Source organism: Caballeronia sp. Sq4a (assembly GCF_023170545.1).
Classification (GTDB): Bacteria; Pseudomonadota; Gammaproteobacteria; order Burkholderiales; family Burkholderiaceae; genus Caballeronia.
In genome coordinates this window covers 1421704-1439802 of the sequence record NZ_CP084250.1, presented here as the reverse complement: position 1 = coordinate 1439802, position 18099 = coordinate 1421704, and the positions used below count along the sequence as shown (strand labels likewise).

Below are 18099 nucleotides of genomic sequence, written 5' to 3'. Positions count from 1 at the left end.
CATGTGCCTGATCGTATTCGACTGGCAGCCCGACGCGCGTTCCAACGACGGTCGCCCGCTGCTGACGCTCGCCGCGAACCGCGACGAGTTCTTCCGCCGCGACGCCGAGCCGATGCACTGGTGGACCGATGCGCCCGGCGTGTTGGCCGGCCGCGATCTGACGGGCGGCGGCACGTGGCTCGGCGTGAGCCGCGACGGCCGCTTCGCCGCGCTGACGAACTATCGCGCGCCAAGCGAAATGCGCCCGGATGCGCCCACCCGCGGCACGCTCGTGAGCGCGTTCCTCGCGGGCGAACGCGAAGCGCCGCTGGACTATCTGCGGCGCGTGGCCGAGCAAGGGCATCGCTATAACGGCTTCAATCTGCTATGCGGCGATTTCGCGCGACGCGAGCTCGGCTGGTACGGCAATCGCGCCGACGCGCCCCCCGCGCTGCTCGAAGCCGGCGTGCACGGTCTCTCGAACAGCCTCTTGAACACGCCGTGGCCGAAGCTCGTCGCGCAGCGGCAGGCGCTTGCCGATCTGATTCATGCCGGCGAGCATCCGGCGCTCGACGTGCTGATCGACACGCTGCGCGATCCGCGTATTGCCGATGACGAACATCTGCCGTCCACCGGCATTTCGATCGAGCGGGAGCGCGTGCTGTCGGCGGCGTTCATCGAGACGCCCGATTACGGCACGCGCAGCACGACCGCGCTGCGCGTGCTGCCGACTGCACGCGGCTTCTCGCTGGCGATCAAGGAGCGCAGCGATGATGATGGTTCGCATCGGGTCGTCAGGCCGGGGAATGTGGAGCGGGCGTTTTCGTTTGGCATTGCGTGAGGGCGGCTTTCGGGCTCCGTGTCCTGTGTGCGTTCGCCGCTTCAGATACCTAACGGCCCATCGCGGTGCTGACGGACGCGTTGCATCGTCGCGCTGGGGGACGGCCGCGCCTCAGGTCTCAAACGCGCCGTTCACCGCCGCCACCGCATCTGCGTCGCCTGCGTCACTTCCGGCACGAAGCCGCCCACTTTGAAGAACGCGTGTATCGCGTGCGGCGATAACGGACGGCTCGCATCGTCGAGTTAGGAAACGTCCAACCATGCCGCGCCTTAGGTTCCGAACGCGCCTTCAACGCCGCTACCGCATCCGCGTGCGCCTGCCCCACTTCCGGCACGAAGCCGCCCACTTTGAAGAACTTGTGGATCACGCGGCGCTGACCGACGGCCGCATCACCGAGTTGGCGAAAGTCCGAAACCGCCGCGCCTCAGCTCTCAAACGCGCCCTTCAACGCCGCTACCGCATCCGCGTGGGCCTGCGCCACTTCCGGCACGAAGCCGCCCATCTTGAAGAATTCGTGGATCATGCCTTCGTAACGCGCGAGCGTCACCGGCACGCCCGCGGCCGCGAGCTTCGCCGCATACGCTATGTCTTCGTCGTAGAGCGGATCATGGTCCGCCGCCGCGATCCACGCCGGCGCCACGCCCGCGAAATCCGGCTGGCCGCCCGCTGCATCGAGCGGGGCGAAGCGCCAGTCGTCGCGGTCGCGGTCGTCGCGCAGATATTGAGCGAAGAACCACTGAATGGTCTCGCCCGAAAGCAGATAGCCCTCGGCCAGCCGCGCATGCGATTCGCTTTGCTGCCGCGCGCTCGTGCCCGGATAGATCAGCAGTTGCAGCCGCAATGCGATGCCCGCGTCGCGCGCCAGCACCGCGCAGACGGTCGCGAGCGTGCCGCCCGCGCTGTCACCGCCGATGGCGAGCCGCGCCGGATCGATGCCGAGCATCGGCGCTTCACGCGCGAGCCATTGCAGCGCGTCGAACGCGTCGTTCACGGCGACCGGAAACTTGTGCTCCGGCGCGAGCCGGTAATCGACCGATACCACCGCGCAGCGCGCGTCGAACGCGAACTTGCGGCAGAGCGCGTCGTGCGTCGCGATGCTGCCTACCGTAAAGCCGCCGCCATGCAGATACAGCAGCGCGGGCGCGGGCTCGGCCCAACTCGGCGCGGCCGGATGATAGACGCGCACGCCGATCTCGGCGCCATCGCGCGTGGCGATGCGCATGTCTTCGACGCTATAAAGCGGCAAGGGCGCGATATCGAGAATCGGCGCGCTCATCGCATACGCGGCGCGCGCCTCGTCGGGCGTCAGGGTGTGATACGGCGGACGGTTCGCGCGCGCGACCATGTCGAGGATCTGCGCGATCTTGGGATTGAGCGGCATCGTCACGCGTCCCGCTTGGTTTCGCCCCTGACCGACATCGGATCGCTCGGGTTGCGCAGTTGCGCGATATCGTCGAGCCGTAGGCGAATCGACGCCATGATGCCCGGATGCGTGATCACGTAGAAACGGCCTTCGCGGACCGCATCGAACGTCATGTGGGCGATGTCGCGCGCCGAGAGCCGCCCGCTTTCCACTGCGCGCGCCAACTGCCGCGCGGCCATCTTCTGCGATGCGGTCAGCGGCGCGTCGTTGGTCAGCGCGTCGGGGCGCGAGCGTTCGGCATCCGCAATGCCGGTCGGCACGAACGCCGGGCAAAGGAGCGACACGCCGATGGACGCGCCCGCGAGCCGCAGATCGTGATACAGCGTCTCGGTCAGGGCGACGACCGCATGCTTCGATGCGTTGTAGACGCCCATCGCGGGCGCGGCCAGCAGCCCCGCCACCGACGCCGTGTTCACGATATGCGCCGGCTCCGCCTGCTTCAGCATGATCGGCGTGAACGCGCGCACGCCGTTCGCCACGCCCATCACGTTCACGCCGAAAACCCACTGCCAGTCTTTCGCGCTGTTCTCCCAGACGAAGCCGCCCGCGCCCACGCCCGCGTTGTTGAAGAGCAGATGCACGCCGCCGTATGCATCGAGCGCGGCCTGGGCGAGCGCATCGACTTGCGCCGCATCCGAGACGTCCGTGCGCACGCCGAGCGCATCGCCGCCTTGCGCGCGCACGGCGTCGACGGTGGCGGCGAGCGCGGTGTCGTCGATATCGGCGAGCACGAGCTTCATGCCAAGCGACGCGCCCTTGTACGCGAACTCGCGGCCGAACCCGCTGCCCGCGCCGGTAATGACGGCGACCTTGCCTTCGAAACGATCCACGCGGATTCCTCTGCTGTCGTTAAATCAGCTTGACGAGTTGCTTGCCGAAGTTCTTGCCGCGCAACAGGCCAAGGAACGCTTCGGGCGCGCTTTCGATGCCTTCTGCAATCGTCTCGCGATACTTGAGCTTTCCGGTCGCGACCGCAGCGCCCAGTTCCTTTAACGCCTGCGGCCACACGTCCATGTGCTCGCTGACGATGAACCCTTGCAGCTTCAGCCGCTGCGTGAGCAAAAGCGCGGGCGCTTTCATCGGCAACGGCTTGCCGTCGTAGCCGGAAATCATGCCGCACAGCGCGATGCGTCCGAACGCGTTCATGCGCGCGAGCACCGCATCGAGCACTTCGCCGCCGACGTTTTCGAAGTAGCCATCGACGCCGTTCGGCGCGGCCGCCTTCAGATCGTCGCGCAGATTGCCCGCCTTGTAGTCGACGCACGCATCGAAGCCGAGCGTTTCCACCACATAGCGACACTTCTCCTCGCCGCCCGCGATGCCGACCGCGCGGCAGCCCGCCGCTTTCGCGAGTTGCCCCACGACGCTGCCGACCGCCCCGCTCGCCGCCGACACGACGACCGTCTCGCCCGCCGTCGGCTCGATGATGCGGTTCAGGCCGTACCACGCCGTCACGCCCGGCATGCCGACCGGCCCGAGATAAGCCGAAAGCGGCACGTGCGTCGTATCGACGATCTGCATGCCTTTGCCATCGGACGTGCCGTATTCCTGCCAGCCGAACATGCCGACGACCTTGTCGCCCGGCTTGAACGCCGGATTGCGCGACTCGATCACTTCGCCCACTGTTCCGCCGATCATCACTTCGTCGAGCGGTTGCGGCGGCGCATACGACTTCGTGTCGTTCATCCGTCCGCGCATGTACGGATCGAGCGAGAGATAGTGATTGCGCACGCGCACCTGCCCCTCGCCGAGCGGCGCGAGCGGCGTCTCGACCACCCGGAAGTTGTCCGCCGACGCTTCGCCTTGCGGACGCGAAACGAGCAGTATCTGACGATTGATGTTGGCGTTTGCCATAAGGATCTCCTGATCAGGCGTCGCTCGGTCCGGGCGTGGCCGCCGGGTCCGAACGCAGTTTCTGACGCACGACGTCGCGGCCCACCGCGAGCCGCTTCATGTACTTGAACGTGCCGAGCGCCTTCGCGACGAAGTGCCCTTCGCTGTCGCGGATTTCGCCTTCGCAATAGGCCATCGTCGTCGAGCGATGCAGCACGCGGCCGTAGCCGCGCAACTCGCCGCGGCCCGGCTGCATGAAGTTCACCTTCATCTCGACGGTGACGACGCCGACGCCGTCGCCCGCGACACTGCGCGCCGCAATGGCGAGCGCCGCGTCGAGCAAGGTCATCGTGACGCCGCCATGCGCGATGCCCCACGTGTTCAGATGCGCTTCGCTGAGCGGCAGGCGCACTTCGCCTTCGCCATCGACGGCTTTCACGAGCTGCACGCCGAGCGCGTCGATGAACGGGCTTTCGATTGCGATGGCGTGGTTCGCGGGCTGTTTTTGCGTATCGGTCATCGCGATCACACTTCGTAGTCGAGACATTGACGCGCTTCGTGAACCGCGGCCACGAAGTCCTTCACCGCGAGATGCTTCTGGTGAATCTGGTACGCCTGAAGCGAAGCGGTGTCGTCGAAGTCCGAGACGAGCACCACGTCATACGTGCAGTCGAAGCCCGGCTGCGCGATGCCGACCTCGAAGTGTCCCTGCCCTTTCACGAGGCTACGGCACGTTTCGAGCTTGGTCTTCAGCTTTTGCGCGTTCTCCGCGCGACTTGCGCCCTCGGCGAACTCCTTCAGCTTCCACATGACGATGTGACGTAGCACGGCGGCTCCTGTAATGCGAATGAACGAACGAAGCGCCAAGCGTAGCAAAAATCGCGAGCAGCCTTAGCCGGTGACATCGTCCGACCGCACCCGCGCGACGCCCGCCGCGCGCATGTCGGACCACGCGCGGTCCAGCGAGCCGTTCAGGTCGATCGCGCGGCACGCGTCTTCGATCACGCTCGCCTCGAAGCCCGCGGCGCGCGCATCGAGCGCGGACCACGCGACGCAATAATCGGTGGCGAGTCCCGCGAGCCATACGCGCTTCGCGCCCGTTTCGCGCAGATAGCCGGCGAGTCCGGTCGGCGTCGTGCGATCTGCCTCGACGAACGCCGAATAGCTGTCGACGCGCTCGTGATGTCCCTTGCGCACGATCAGCCGCGCATGCGGCACATCGAGATCGCGATGCAGCGCCGCGCCCTGCGTGCCCTGCACGCAATGCGGCGGCCACAGCACCTGTTCGCCATAAGGCATCGCGATGGTTTCGAACGGCGCGCGTCCCGCGTGATTCGCCGCGAACGACACATGCGACGCCGGGTGCCAGTCCTGCGTCAGCACGACATGCGAGAACGCCTTCGCGAGCCGGTTGATGACGGGCACCACTTCATCGCCCCGCGCGACCGCGAGCGCGCCGCCGGGCATGAAGTCGTATTGCACGTCGACGACAAGGAGCACTTCTTCCGCTGATTTCATTCGGCACTCATGCATTGAAGCGGCCGTTGCTCGCCGCCAGTTCCATAATGCGGGCAGCCGGCTGCCACGCTTCGCCGTTGCGTTGCGCGGCGTACTTGCTCATGGCGCGCTCGACGTTCGGCAGGCCGAGCGTGTCGGCATAAAACATCGGCCCGCCTCGCCACAACGGAAAGCCGTAGCCCGTCAGATACACGATGTCGATATCCGATGCCTTCGCCGCGATGCCTTCTTCCAGAATCTTCGCGCCCTCGTTGACGAGCGACAGCACGAGCCGCTCGACGATCTCGTCGTCGCTAATCTCCCGCCGCGCGATGCCCTGTTCCTTCGAATACGCGACGATCATCTCAATCACTGCCTGCGACGGCTTCGCCTCGCGGGAGCCGGCTTCGTAGTCGTACCAGCCCGCGCCGGTCTTTTGCCCGAAGCGGCCCAATTCGCACAGCCGGTCCGCGACGCCCGAATAGCGCATGTCCGGCTGCTCGCGATAGCGCCGTTTGCGGATCGCCCAGCCGATGTCGTTGCCCGCCAGATCGCTCATGCGGAATGGACCCATAGCGAAGCCGAAGGTCTCGATGGCGCGATCGACTTGCGCCGGCAGCGCGCCTTCTTCGAGCATGAAAAGCGCCTGCCGCAGATATTGCTCGACCATGCGATTGCCGATGAAGCCGTCGCACACGCGCGCCACGACCGCCGTCTTGCCGATCTTCCTGGCGAGTTGCATGACGGTCGCGAGCACGTCCTTGTCGGTCTTTGCGCCGCGCACCACTTCGAGCAGCTTCATGACGTTGGCAGGACTGAAGAAGTGCATGCCGATCACATCGCCGGGACGCTCAGTGAATGCCGCGATCTTGTCGAGATCGAGTGTCGATGTATTCGACGCGAGGATTGCGCCCGGCTTCGCGATCGCGTCCAGTTGACGGAAGACTTGCGCCTTCACGTCGAGGTCTTCGAACACGGCTTCGACGATCAGATCGGCTTGCGCGAGATCGGCGTAGTCGAGCGTCGGATGCACGAGTTGCATGCGCGCTTCGAGCTGTTCCGGCGTGAGCTTGCCCTTTTTCACCTGCGCTTCGTAGTTGCGCCGCACAGTGGCGAGGCCGCGATCGAGCGCGTCCTCTTTCGTTTCCAGCAGGACGACCGGCAAGCCCGCATTGATGAAGTTCATCGCGATGCCGCCGCCCATCGTTCCCGCGCCGATCACGCCGATGCATTCGACTTTCCGAACCGGCGTATTCGAGGGCACGTCGGCGATCTTGCTCGCCGCGCGGTCGGCGAAGAACGCATGCCGCAGCGCGCGGCTTTCCGGCGTCTGCACGAGAAAGAGAAAGCACTCGCGCTCGAAGGCGAGCCCGCGATCGAAGCCTTCCTTCGCGCCCATCTCGATGGCATCGATGCACTTGTGAGGCGCGGGAAAGTGCCTGGCTTTCTCAGCAATCGCATGACGCGCGGACTCGAAGCAACGCGCGGCGTCGGCATGCGCGATCGGGCGATCGCGCACTTTAGGATGCGGACCGCCTCGTTCGGCCATGCGCCGCGCAAAGCCGATGGCCGCATCGAGCAAATCGCCTTGCGCCATGTCGTCGAAGACCGCGGTGTCGGCGAGCTTCTCGGATCGCACTGGCGTGCCGGACACGATCATGTCGAGCGCCCGTTCGAGTCCGACGACGCGCGGCAGACGCTGCGTGCCGCCCGCGCCCGGCAACAGGCCGAGCTTCACTTCCGGCAGCGCGATCTGCGCGCCCGGCAACGCGATGCGGTAGTGCGCCCCGAGCGCGAGTTCCAGCCCGCCGCCCATCGCGACGGCGTGGATCGCCGCGACGACCGGCTTCTCGCTGCCTTCGACGGCTTTGATGACGGTGGCGAGCGTCGGCTCCTGCGTTGCCTTCGGCGTATTGAATTCGGTGATGTCCGCGCCGCCCGAGAACGCCTTGCCCGCGCCGATCAGCACGATCGCATGCACCGACGCATCGCTGCGCGCCCGCTCGATGCCCTCGACGATGCCAAGCCGCGTCGAATGTCCGAGCCCGTTGACCGGCGGGTTGTCGAGCGTGATGACGGCAACGCCTTCGCGGATCGTATAGTCGACTGCCATGGATGTTCCCTCTCGCGTGATGGCTCATTGTGGGCGATCGGGCAAAAATACACAAAGACGAACGACCGTGCAATTCGGCCGTGCCCTCATGCGCCACAAGCGCCGGATGCAAGAACGCCCCGCGGCGCGGGGCGTTTCAGCGGACCACGAGAGCGCTCAGACGGCCTTTTCTTCCGCGACAGGCAGCACATGATCGCGGTACTGCTCGCGCAGTCGCACCTTCTGCAGCTTGCCCGTGGCGGTATGCGGCAACTCGTCGGCGAACACGACGTCGTCCGGAATCCACCACTTCGCGACCTTGCCTTCGTAGTACGCGAGCAGTTCCTCGCGCGTGAGCGTCGCGCCCGGCCGCAGCACGGCGACGATCATCGGCCGCTCGGTCCACTTCGGATGCGAACACGCGATGCACGCGGCCTCCGCTACTTGCGGATGCGACATCGCGATGTTCTCCAGATCGATCGAGCTGATCCATTCGCCGCCCGACTTGATCACGTCCTTGCTGCGGTCGGTGATGTGCATGAAGCCGTCGGCGTCGATGGTCGCGACGTCGCCGGTCGGGAACCAGCCGTCGACGAGCGGGGATTCGTCGCGGCGGTAATAGCGGTCGATGACCCACGGCCCGCGCACGTAGAGATCGCCGAACGACTGGCCGTCCCACGGCAGTTCACGGCCGTCGTCGCCGACCACTTTCATATCCACGCCGAAAAGCGCATGCCCCTGCTTCTCGCGCGATGCGCGCTGTTCCTCCGGCGAGCGCTGCTTTTGGCGGAACGACAGGCGCGCGAGCGTGCCGAGCGGCGACATCTCCGTCATGCCCCACGCGTGAATCACTTCGACGCCGTATTCTTCTTCGAACGTGCGCAGCATCGCGGGCGGACACGCGGAGCCGCCTATCACGGTGCGCTTGAGCGTCGTGAAGCGCTTGTCCGCCTGCTTCATATAATTCAGGAGTCCGAGCCAGACCGTCGGCACGCCCGCCGAATACGTGACACCTTCCGCTTCCATCAGCTCATAGAGCGACTTGCCGTCGAGGTCTTTGCCCGGGAACACGAGCTTCGCGCCGACGAGCGGTCCGGCATGCGGAATGCCCCAGGCATTGACGTGGAACATCGGCACGACGGGAAGAATGGCATCGCTCGACGAGGCGCCCATCGCATCGGGCAGCGCGGCGGCGTACGCATGCAGCACGGTCGAGCGATGCGAATACAGCGCGCCTTTCGGATTGCCGGTCGTGCCCGACGTGTAGCAGAGAAACGAGGCTTGCCGCTCGTCGAGCACCGGCCATTCGAAGACGCCGTCCTGCGGCGCGATCAGGCTTTCGTAGCTCATCACGGGCACGCTCATGTCGCCGAGATGTTCGGCGATGCACGCCGCGTCGCCGAGCGCGATCCAGCCCTTCACATTCGGACAATACGGCGCGATGCGTTCGACGAGCGGCCCGAACGTCATGTCGAAGAAGACGTATGAATCGTCGGCGTGATCGATGATGAACGCGATCTGATCCGGAAAGAGCCGCGGATTGATGGTGTGGCACACGGCGCCCATGCCGCTCACGCCGTAATAGCACTCCAGATGTCGATAACCGTTCCACGCGAGCGTGCCGATGCGCTCGCCCTGTTCGACGCCGAGCGCGGCGAGCGCCTGAGCGAGTTGCTTCGCGCGCTTTTCGCAATCGCGATACGTGTAGCGATGGATATCGCCCTCGATGCGCTTCGACACGATCTCCGTATCGCCGAAGTGGCGCGCCGCATGCGAGAGCAACGACGATGCGAGCAGCGGAATGTCCATCATCTGACCGTAAAGCGGCGACGCCATGTGTGAAGTCCTCGACGAGTGGATGGTCCGAAAGATGGCCCGAAAGATGGTCCGACAGCTGCACGAGTGCCGCCCTGCAGGCCCGCGGGCGCGGAATTACAATATCGTTTAACTCAGAGGCGCTCAACATGTCGTTTTCCCCAAGCAATGCCGTGCGCGCAACGACCGGCGCAGCCGAATCCGAACTTGGCGCGCAGTCGATGCCGCAGTCGATGGAAGCCGTTGCCGAGTCGATTCAAAGCAACCGTCCCGGCTCGTTCGCCTCGCTCGGTCCCGCGTTTCTCACTCGTCTTCCCGCCACGCCTGTTCCCGATCCGTATGTCGTCGCCGTGTCGCGCGAGGCCGCCGAACTGCTCGGCTTCGACGCACGCATCGCAGAAGACGAAGCAGCCGCGTTCGCCGCTTACTTCGCGGGCAATCCCACGCGCGAATGGCCGCCCGAGGCGCTGCCCTATGCCGCGGTCTATTCGGGGCATCAGTTCGGTGTGTGGGCCGGTCAATTGGGCGATGGCCGCGCGCTCACGCTCGGCGAAGTCGACCGCGCGGGCGCCCGTCTCGAAGTGCAGCTGAAGGGCGCGGGCCGCACGCCGTATTCGCGTATGGGCGATGGACGCGCGGTGCTGCGCTCGTCCATCCGCGAATTCCTGTGTTCGGAGGCGATGCATCATCTCGGCATTCCGACGACGCGCGCGCTCGGCGTCGTCGGCTCCGACTTGCCGGTGCGCCGCGAGACCATCGAGACGGCGGCGATCGCCACGCGCATCGCGCCGAGCTTCGTGCGCTTCGGCAACTTCGAGCACTTCTATGCGAACGAGCGCGTGGACGATCTGAAGACGCTGGCCGATCACGTCATCGAGCGCTTTTATCCGCAGTGCCGCGACGCGGACGATCCGTACCTCGCGCTGCTCGATGAAGTCGTGCGTCGCACGGCGGATTTGATGGCGCAATGGCAAGGCGTGGGCTTCTGCCACGGCGTGATGAATACCGACAACATGTCGATTCTCGGCCTTACCATCGACTACGGTCCGTTCGGCTTCATGGACGGCTTCAACGCGCATCACATCTGCAATCACTCGGACACGCAAGGGCGTTATTCGTATAGCCGGCAGCCGCAAGTCGGGTACTGGAACCTGTTCTGTCTCGCGCAGGCGCTCGTGCCGCTCTTCGGCGCGAAGCTGCCGGAAGAAGGCCGCGCGGAACGCGTGGTCGAGGAAGCGCAGAAGGTGCTCGAACGCTACAAGACGTACTTCGCGCCCGCGCTCGAAGACAAGATGCGCGCAAAGCTGGGTCTGGAAACCGCGCGCGAAGGCGACGACAAGCTCGCCAACGGCCTGCTGGAAATCATGCACGCGAATCGCGCGGACTTCACGCTGACATTCCGCAATCTGTCGAAGCTCACGAAAGCGGACGCATCCGGCGACGCGCCCGTGCGCGATCTCTTTCTCGACCGCGCGGCCTTCGACGCCTGGGCGGTGCAGTATCGCGAGCGCCTCATGCACGAAGCGCGCGACGATGCGGCCCGCGCCGCGGCGATGAATCGCGTGAATCCGAAGTTCGTGCTGCGCAATCATCTGGCCGAGCAGGCCATCCGTCAGGCGAACGAGAAGGACTTCTCGGAAGTCGCGCGCCTGCTCGACGTGCTGCGCCGCCCGTTCGACGAGCAACCCCAAAACGAGGCTTACGCCGGCCTGCCGCCGGACTGGGCGAGCGACCTGGAAGTGAGTTGTTCTTCCTGAGCCCGCCCCCAACTACACAGCCCAGAGCAACGAAAGGAAGACCATGAACCGAGACGACACCCCCGGCGCTACCGAGCATCCGCTGCAAAAGGACGACGCGGTCTATCGCCGCGAGCTCAACGAGATGCAATACCAGGTCACGCGCCACGCGGCGACCGAACGCCCGTTCACCGGCGAGTACTGGGATCACTTCGAGCGCGGCGTGTATGACTGCGTGTGTTGCGGCACGCCGCTCTTCGAATCCGACACCAAATTCGATGCCGGCTGCGGCTGGCCGAGCTACTTCAAGCCGATCAACGGCGAAGTGATTCAGGAAAAGACCGACCGCTCGCACGGCATGCTGCGCATCGAAGTGCAGTGCAAGAACTGCGGCGCGCATCTCGGCCATGTGTTCGAGGACGGCCCCGCGCCGACCGGCCTGCGGTATTGCATCAATTCGGCTGCGCTACAATTCGAACCCAAGTAACCGGGTTCAGCCTTGAACGGACACGGGCTGGCACACTCGCTCGTGGCCGACGCCCGACCCGCGCCCGCTCTTTCGAGCGGGCGTTCGTTTAGCGTCATCGCGCCCCGCATCGCACCATTCGCCTCATCTCCGGACGCCAATGAAATTCCTGTTCGATCTGTTTCCGATCATCCTCTTTTTCGTCGCTTTCAAGATATGGGGCATCTATACGGCGACGGCCGTGGCGATCGCGGCGACGCTCGTGCAGATCGCGTGGGTGGCGTTCCGGCACCGCAAGGTCGATCCGATGTTGTGGGTGAGCCTCGGCGTCGTCGTCGTGTTCGGCGGCGCGACGCTCGTGCTGCATAACGACACGTTCATCAAGTGGAAGCCCACTGCCCTTTACTGGCTGTTCGCGTTCGCGCTGATCGTCGCGCAAGTCGGCTTCAGGAAGAACCTGATCGAAGCGATGATGGGCAAGCAGATCGTGCTGCCGCATCGCGTATGGGGACAGCTGAATATCGCGTGGGCGGTGTTTTTCGCGCTGCTCGGCATCGTGAATCTCTTCGTCGCCTATCACTTCACCACCGACCAGTGGGTCAACTTCAAGCTCTTCGGCGCGACCGGCTGCCTCGTGCTGTTCATCGTCGCGCAGAGTTTCTGGCTCGCGAAGTACATGAAGGAGGACAACCAGTGACCGCTCCTTTCGATTTCATGGCCGCCAGCGCGCAGGACAAGATCGCGCATCTCGAAGCGCGCCTGAACGCCGCGCTCGATCCGCAGTCCGTCCATATCGAGGACGACAGCGCCGCGCACGCGGGCCACGCCGGCGCGGCGTCGGGCAGTCACTACACGGTGACGATTGTCGCGGAACGCTTTGCCGGCAAGGCGCGCGTGGCGCGGCATCGGCTGGTGTATGATGCGCTGGCCGAAGAAATGCGGCGCGGCGTGCACGCGCTCGCCATCCGGGCTTATACGCCGCAAGAGTTCGCAGAACAATTCGAATAAATCGCGGTTCGGCCCGATCTCGCTAAACCCGCCTTTGAAGGCGTCTGTTTGTTCAGTTAGGAACCTCCGATGACTTTGAAAAAAACCCGTGTCTGGGTGTTGCTGGCTGCGTTCGCGGCGGCTCCCGCGTTTGCGCAGAACATCGCCGTCGTGAACGGCACGCCGATTCCCACGGCGCGCGCCGATGCGCTCGTCAAGCAACTCGTCCAGCAGGGTCAGCAGGATTCGCCGCAACTGCAACAGGCCGTGCGCGAAGAACTGATCAACCGTGAAATCCTGATGCAGGAAGCCGCCCGCGAAGGCGTGGCCAACCGCCCGGACGTGAAGGCGCAACTGGCCGTCGCGCAGCAGACCGTCGTGCTGCGCGCGATGATCGAAGACTACCTCGCGAAGAACAAGCCGACCGACGCCGAGATCAAGGCGCGTTACGACCAGCTCGTGAAGCAGCAAGGCGGCGGCAAGGAATTGCATCTGCATCACATCCTCGTCGAGAACGAAGCGCAGGCCAAAGACCTGATCGCGAAGATCAAGGGCGGCGCGAGCTTCGAAGATCTCGCAAAGCAGTATTCGAAGGATCCGGGATCGGGCAAGAACGGCGGCGATCTCGACTGGTCGTCGCCGTCGGCCTACGTGCCGGAATTCGGCGCAGCGGCCGAAAAGCTGAAGAAAGGCGAAGTCACGGCCGCGCCGGTCAAGACGCAGTTCGGCTGGCACATCATCCGCCTCGACGACAGCCGCGAAATCGCGCCGCCGCCGTTCGATCAGGTCAAGGCGCAGATCGCGCAGCAGATGCAGCAGGAAAAGCTGCAGGCCTTCGAAGAGGATCTGCGCAAGAAGGCGGTCATCAAGTAATCGCCCTTCTCACGCGAATCTGCGCATTAGACGACAAAGCCGCCCTCGGGCGGCTTTGTCGTTTCTGAAACCGCGAAGTTTAAAAGAAACGCCCCGGCAGCCGAGGCTCCGGGGCGTTGTTCTGCGCTTACGCGCGATCAGCCGAGGAAGCGTCGCGCATTCTGGAACGCGCGCAGCCACGGGCTCGCGTCGGTGGTCCAGTCGGCGGGCGTCCAGCTCATCTGCACATTGCGATGCACGCGCTCCATGTGCGGCATCAGCACCGTGAAGCGCCCGTCGGGCGTCGTGACCGACGTGATGCCCTGCGGCGACCCGTTCGGGTTGAACGGATACTGCTCCGTCGCGTTGCCGCGATGATCGACGTAACGCATCGCGACGAGCGCGCTCGCGGCATCGCCCTGTTGCGAGAAGTCCGCGAAGCCTTCGCCGTGCGCGACCGCCACCGGAATGCGCGAGCCTTCCATGCCGGCGAAGAAAATCGACGGCGAGCTTTGCACTTCCACCAGCGAGAAGCGCGCCTCGAACTGCTCGGACTTGTTGCGCGTGAACTTCGGCCAGCTTTCCGCGCCCGGGATGATCGACGCGAGGCTCGACATCATCTGGCAGCCATTGCAGATGCCGAGCGCGAACGTGTCCTGACGCGCGAAGAATGCCGCGAACATGTCCGCGAGGCGCGGATTGAAGCGGATGGTCTTCGCCCAGCCCTCGCCCGCGCCGAGCACGTCGCCGTACGAGAAGCCGCCGCACGCCACCGCGCCCGCGAAATCGGCGAGCGTCGCGCGGCCTTCGAGCAGGTCGCTCATGTGCACGTCGTGCGCGTCGAAGCCGGCGCGGTCGAATGCGTAAGCCGTCTCCAGATGCGAGTTCACGCCCTGCTCGCGCAGAATCGCCACGCGCGGGCGCTTGTTCGTCGCGATGAAAGGCGCGGCCACGTCTTCCGCCGGATCGAACGTGAGCACGGGCGAAAGGCCCGGATCGCTCGCGTCGAGAAGCGCGTCGTATTCCGCGTCCGCGCAGGCCGGGTTGTCACGCAGACGCGCGATGCGCCAGCTCACCTCGCTCCATGCGCGATGCAGTTCGACGCGCGGCGCATCGAAGATCTTCTTCGCGTCGCGATAAATCTCGACGGCATCGCGCTCGTTCGGCTTGCCGATCACGTGCGAGCACGCCGACAAGCCGTGTTCGCGCAGCGCGGCGAGCACCGCGTCGCGGTCGGCTGCGCGCACCTGCACGACCGCGCCCAGTTCCTCGGCGAAGAGCGCGCGAACGGTGCGGTCGTCGCGGCGGCCGCTTGTCTGCTTCGCCCAGTCCTTGGCGTCGCCGTAGTCGGATTCGTGCTCGGCGTCGAGCGTCAGCATGTCCACGTTCAGCGACACGCCCACGTGCCCGGCGAACGCCATTTCGCAGACCGTCGCCCAGAGACCGCCGTCCGAGCGGTCGTGGTACGCGAGCAGCTTGCCGTCTGCATTGAGCGACTGGATGGCGGCGAAGAAGCGCTTCAGGTCTTCCGCGTCGTCCACGTCGGGCACGGCGTCGCCGACCTGCTGCGTGACTTGCGCGAGAATGCTGCCGCCGAGGCGATTGCGCCCGCGCCCGAGATCGATCGCGATCAGCACCGTGTTCGTATCGGCGACGAGTTGCGGCGTCAGATGCCGGCGCACGTCCTCGACCGGCGCGAACGCCGAGATGATGAGCGACACCGGCGACACCACTTCCTTCTGAGCGCCGCGCGCGTCCTGCCATTTGGTGCGCATGGACAGCGAATCCTTGCCGACCGGAATGCTGATGCCGAGCGCCGGGCACAGTTCCATGCCGATCGCCTTCACCGTCGCATAGAGCGCGGCGTCTTCACCGGGGCTGCCGCACGCGGCCATCCAATTGGCGGAGAGCTTCAGCTTGTTGAGCGACTCGATCGGCGCGGACGCGATGTTGGTCACCGCTTCGCCGACGGCCATGCGGCCGGAGGCCGGCGCGTCGATGACGGCGAGCGGCGTACGCTCGGCCATCGTCATGGCTTCGCCGCGAAAGCCCGCGTAGTCCATCGTCGTGATCGCGCAGTCGGCGACGGGCACCTGCCACGGACCCACGAACTGGTCGCGCGCGGTCGTGCCGCCCACCGAGCGGTCGCCGATGGTGATGAGAAACGACTTGCTCGCCACCGTCGGATGCTTCAGCACGTCGAGCGCGACTTCCGACAGTGCGAGCCCGGTCACGTCGACCGGCTCGAACTGCGCGCGCTCGCGCTTCACGTCGCGATGCATCTTCGGCGGCTTGCCGAGCAGCACGTCCATCGGCATGTCGACGGGCTGCTGGCCTTCGTTCTCGTCGTCGATCAGCTTCAGTTGACGCTCTTCCGTCGCCACGCCGACGACCGCGACCGGGCAACGCTCGCGCGCGCAGATGGCTTCGAACGCGGGCAGATCGGCAGGCGCGATGGCCAGCACGTAGCGCTCTTGCGCCTCGTTCGACCAGATTTCGCGCGGCGACAGGCCGCTTTCTTCGAGTTGCACCTTACGCAGTTCGAAGCGCGCGCCCTTACCCGCGCCGTCGACGAGTTCGGGGAACGCATTCGAGATGCCGCCCGCGCCGACGTCGTGAATCGACAGAATCGGGTTGCGCTCGCCCAACTGCCAGCACGCGTTGATGACTTCCTGCCCGCGGCGCTGGATTTCGGGATTGCCGCGCTGCACGGAATCGAAGTCGAGCTCGGCGGTGTTCGCGCCCGTCGCCATGGACGAAGCCGCGCCGCCGCCCATGCCGATGCGCATGCCCGGCCCGCCGATCTGGATCAAGAGCGTGCCGGCCGGCAAGTCGTGCTTGTGCGTGTGCTGGTCCGAGATATTGCCGATGCCGCCCGCGATCATGATCGGCTTGTGATAGCCGCGCACGCGGCCGCCGACGTTCTGCTCGTAGGCGCGGAAGTAGCCGCCGAGATTCGGCCGGCCAAACTCGTTGTTGAAGGCGGCCGCGCCGATCGGGCCGTCGATCATGATCTGCAACGGCGATGCGATGCGGTTCGGGCGGCCATACGGCTCGTGCGTGTCGGCGGGATTGCGCGCGGACGGCGGCGTGGCGCTGTCGCGGGCGTTTTCCCACTTCTGACGCGCGTCGGGCAGATCCAGATTCGACACGGTGAAGCCCGCGAGACCCGCCTTCGGACGCGCGCCGCGGCCGGTCGCGCCCTCATCGCGGATTTCGCCGCCCGAGCCTGTCGCCGCGCCCGCGAACGGGGAGATGGCGGTCGGGTGATTGTGCGTCTCGACCTTCATCAGCGTGTGCGTCAGCTCGACGTGGCGCTCGTAGTGCTCGCTCTCGCCACGCGGGAACCAGCGTTCCGCTACGCCGCCCCGCATGATCGCCGAGTTGTCCGAATACGCGACGATCGTCCCTTCGTGATTCAGCTTCTCCGTGTTGCGGATCATCTGAAAGAGCGACATGTCCTGCTTCTCGCCGTCGATGGTCCACTCACCGTTGAAAATCTTGTGGCGGCAGTGTTCGCTGTTGGCCTGCGCGAACATCATCAATTCGACGTCGGTCGGATTGCGCCCGAGGCTCTGGAACGCGTCCACCAGATAGTCGATCTCGTCATCCGCCAACGCGAGGCCCAGTTCGACGTTCGCCGCTTCCAGCGCCGAGCGCCCCGTGCCGATGATATCGACCGTTTGCAGCGGCTTTGCGGGCAGTTCATCGAAGAGATGCAGCGCCTGATCGCGCGATGCCGCGACGCTTTCCGTCATGCGATCGTGCAGCGCGGCCGCGACCTGCGCGCGCGCCTCGTCCGACAGCGCCTTCTTGCCGCCGAGCAGCCCGCTTTTCATGACGACCGAATACTCGACGCCGCGCTCGATGCGCCGCACCTGCGTCAGACCGCAGTGATGGGCGATGTCGGTCGCCTTGCTCGCCCACGGCGACACGGTGCCGAAGCGCGGCACGACGAGAAACGTCTCGACATGGCCGCGCTCTTTCTGGTCCGCGAACGGCGTGCCGTAGTGCATCAGCGCGTGGATGCGATTCGTGTCCTCGTCGCTGAGCGGCTCGGACGCGTTGACGAAATGCAGGAATTGTCCGCGCACGCCGACGATGTTGGCGTCGATGCGGGCGAGCGTTTCGAGAAGACGAGTCTGACGGAAATCGGAGAGGGCCGAAGCGCCGGGGAAACACGAGAAGTGGGCCATTGTGACGGTGCGTCGATGACGTCTGTGAGCCGCTCGAGGGCACTCGGCGCGCCGAGTGCGGGAAAGCGGCGTGAGGCGGAGTGAAGACCGCGATTATAACCCGGATGCGTCTCGAAATCGGCTGCGCCCGGCCGGGCGGTGCTGTCGTGGTGGCGCCCGTCGTCCTGAAATTTCGCGGCTAAGTTGCACCGCTGGGTGACACGCTTTTTGACACATGAGCGGTTCCGGAATGGCCGTCCCTGGACGGCGCATTTGGCGCTATCATGGCGCGCTTTCTTCGGGCGCGGCATGCCGCCGCGCCTGCCGTCTTACCGTCAGGACACGCGGCTCGCCGGGCGCTCGATGCGCCGCGCCGCGCGTGCGTTCTCCCGCCCTCGGGCAC

General features: G+C 65.5%; 15 protein-coding genes. 6 read left to right on the top strand and 9 right to left on the bottom strand.

Annotated features, from left to right (window positions below; translation table 11 throughout):
* Position 1: 1 nt before the first annotated feature.
* On the top strand, positions 2-820 hold the full coding sequence (locus tag LDZ24_RS06815) for an NRDE family protein (RefSeq protein WP_248322215.1): 819 nt from the start codon (positions 2-4) through the stop codon (positions 818-820).
* A 424-nt stretch (positions 821-1244) separates the two neighbouring features.
* On the opposite strand, the gene LDZ24_RS06805 is transcribed toward LDZ24_RS06815, so the two are convergent.
* From LDZ24_RS06805 to LDZ24_RS06770, 8 genes are all read right to left on the bottom strand, one after another.
* Positions 1245-2201 (bottom strand): alpha/beta hydrolase, encoded by a 957-nt coding sequence (locus tag LDZ24_RS06805; protein WP_248322214.1) that lies wholly within the window; start codon positions 2199-2201, stop codon positions 1245-1247.
* Between the two features lie 2 nt (positions 2202-2203).
* On the bottom strand, positions 2204-3073 hold the full coding sequence (locus LDZ24_RS06800) for an SDR family oxidoreductase (RefSeq protein WP_248322213.1): 870 nt from the start codon (positions 3071-3073) through the stop codon (positions 2204-2206).
* A gap of 19 nt (positions 3074-3092) precedes the next feature.
* Positions 3093-4097 (bottom strand): NADP-dependent oxidoreductase, encoded by a 1005-nt coding sequence (locus LDZ24_RS06795; protein WP_248322212.1) that lies wholly within the window; start codon positions 4095-4097, stop codon positions 3093-3095.
* A 13-nt stretch (positions 4098-4110) separates the two neighbouring features.
* Positions 4111-4596 (bottom strand): PaaI family thioesterase, encoded by a 486-nt coding sequence (locus LDZ24_RS06790; protein ID WP_244849031.1) that lies wholly within the window; start codon positions 4594-4596, stop codon positions 4111-4113.
* 5 nt (positions 4597-4601) lie between these two features.
* Positions 4602-4904, bottom strand: a complete 303-nt coding sequence (locus LDZ24_RS06785) for a Dabb family protein (RefSeq protein ID WP_248322211.1) — start codon at positions 4902-4904, stop codon at positions 4602-4604.
* Between the two features lie 63 nt (positions 4905-4967).
* Entirely contained in the window at positions 4968-5594 is a 627-nt protein-coding gene (pncA, locus tag LDZ24_RS06780) for a bifunctional nicotinamidase/pyrazinamidase (protein ID WP_248322210.1), read from the bottom strand.
* 7 nt (positions 5595-5601) lie between these two features.
* Positions 5602-7686: a 3-hydroxyacyl-CoA dehydrogenase NAD-binding domain-containing protein gene (locus LDZ24_RS06775; protein ID WP_248322209.1), complete on the bottom strand. Its 2085-nt coding sequence runs from the start codon at positions 7684-7686 to the stop codon at positions 5602-5604.
* A 156-nt stretch (positions 7687-7842) separates the two neighbouring features.
* Positions 7843-9501, bottom strand: coding sequence for a 3-(methylthio)propionyl-CoA ligase (locus LDZ24_RS06770; protein ID WP_248322208.1), 1659 nt, complete (start codon positions 9499-9501; stop codon positions 7843-7845).
* 200 nt (positions 9502-9701) lie between these two features.
* Between LDZ24_RS06770 and LDZ24_RS06765 the strand changes: the two genes are divergently transcribed.
* The 5 genes from LDZ24_RS06765 to LDZ24_RS06745 all read left to right on the top strand — a co-directional run bounded on the left by LDZ24_RS06765 (position 9702) and on the right by LDZ24_RS06745 (position 13542).
* Positions 9702-11237 carry a YdiU family protein gene (locus LDZ24_RS06765; RefSeq protein WP_371747411.1) on the top strand — a complete coding sequence of 512 codons (1536 nt, stop codon included), beginning with the start codon at positions 9702-9704 and terminating at the stop codon, positions 11235-11237.
* 43 nt (positions 11238-11280) lie between these two features.
* Positions 11281-11703, top strand: a complete 423-nt coding sequence (gene msrB, locus LDZ24_RS06760) for a peptide-methionine (R)-S-oxide reductase MsrB (RefSeq protein WP_175940290.1) — start codon at positions 11281-11283, stop codon at positions 11701-11703.
* A gap of 139 nt (positions 11704-11842) precedes the next feature.
* The gene (locus tag LDZ24_RS06755; RefSeq protein ID WP_175940289.1) at positions 11843-12379 is read left to right on the top strand and encodes a septation protein A; all 537 of its coding nucleotides are present in this window, start codon (positions 11843-11845) and stop codon (positions 12377-12379) included.
* Between the two features lie 17 nt (positions 12380-12396).
* The gene (locus tag LDZ24_RS06750; protein ID WP_206468229.1) at positions 12397-12690 is read left to right on the top strand and encodes a BolA family transcriptional regulator; all 294 of its coding nucleotides are present in this window, start codon (positions 12397-12399) and stop codon (positions 12688-12690) included.
* A gap of 69 nt (positions 12691-12759) precedes the next feature.
* Positions 12760-13542, top strand: a complete 783-nt coding sequence (locus LDZ24_RS06745) for a peptidylprolyl isomerase (RefSeq protein ID WP_206468117.1) — start codon at positions 12760-12762, stop codon at positions 13540-13542.
* 137 nt (positions 13543-13679) lie between these two features.
* Here LDZ24_RS06745 and purL read toward each other — a convergent pair whose 3' ends face one another.
* Positions 13680-17717 carry a phosphoribosylformylglycinamidine synthase gene (gene purL / locus LDZ24_RS06740; protein ID WP_248322207.1) on the bottom strand — a complete coding sequence of 1346 codons (4038 nt, stop codon included), beginning with the start codon at positions 17715-17717 and terminating at the stop codon, positions 13680-13682.
* Positions 17718-18099 lie beyond the last annotated feature (382 nt).

Excerpts from the sequence above, each read along its gene's own strand:
- LDZ24_RS06775 (WP_248322209.1), bottom strand. The coding sequence starts at position 7,686 with ATGGCAGTCGACTATACGATCCGCGAAGGCGTTGCCGTCATCACGCTC.
- LDZ24_RS06745 (WP_206468117.1), top strand. The coding sequence starts at position 12,760 with ATGACTTTGAAAAAAACCCGTGTCTGGGTGTTGCTGGCTGCGTTCGCG.
- LDZ24_RS06790 (WP_244849031.1), bottom strand. The coding sequence starts at position 4,596 with ATGACCGATACGCAAAAACAGCCCGCGAACCACGCCATCGCAATCGAA.
- LDZ24_RS06815 (WP_248322215.1), top strand. The coding sequence starts at position 2 with ATGTGCCTGATCGTATTCGACTGGCAGCCCGACGCGCGTTCCAACGAC.
- LDZ24_RS06765 (WP_371747411.1), top strand. The coding sequence starts at position 9,702 with ATGCCGCAGTCGATGGAAGCCGTTGCCGAGTCGATTCAAAGCAACCGT.
- LDZ24_RS06795 (WP_248322212.1), bottom strand. The coding sequence starts at position 4,097 with ATGGCAAACGCCAACATCAATCGTCAGATACTGCTCGTTTCGCGTCCG.
- pncA (WP_248322210.1), bottom strand. The coding sequence starts at position 5,594 with ATGAAATCAGCGGAAGAAGTGCTCCTTGTCGTCGACGTGCAATACGAC.
- LDZ24_RS06805 (WP_248322214.1), bottom strand. The coding sequence starts at position 2,201 with ATGCCGCTCAATCCCAAGATCGCGCAGATCCTCGACATGGTCGCGCGC.
- purL (WP_248322207.1), bottom strand. The coding sequence starts at position 17,717 with ATGGCCCACTTCTCGTGTTTCCCCGGCGCTTCGGCCCTCTCCGATTTC.
- LDZ24_RS06770 (WP_248322208.1), bottom strand. The coding sequence starts at position 9,501 with ATGGCGTCGCCGCTTTACGGTCAGATGATGGACATTCCGCTGCTCGCA.
- LDZ24_RS06750 (WP_206468229.1), top strand. The coding sequence starts at position 12,397 with ATGGCCGCCAGCGCGCAGGACAAGATCGCGCATCTCGAAGCGCGCCTG.
- LDZ24_RS06755 (WP_175940289.1), top strand. The coding sequence starts at position 11,843 with ATGAAATTCCTGTTCGATCTGTTTCCGATCATCCTCTTTTTCGTCGCT.
- msrB (WP_175940290.1), top strand. The coding sequence starts at position 11,281 with ATGAACCGAGACGACACCCCCGGCGCTACCGAGCATCCGCTGCAAAAG.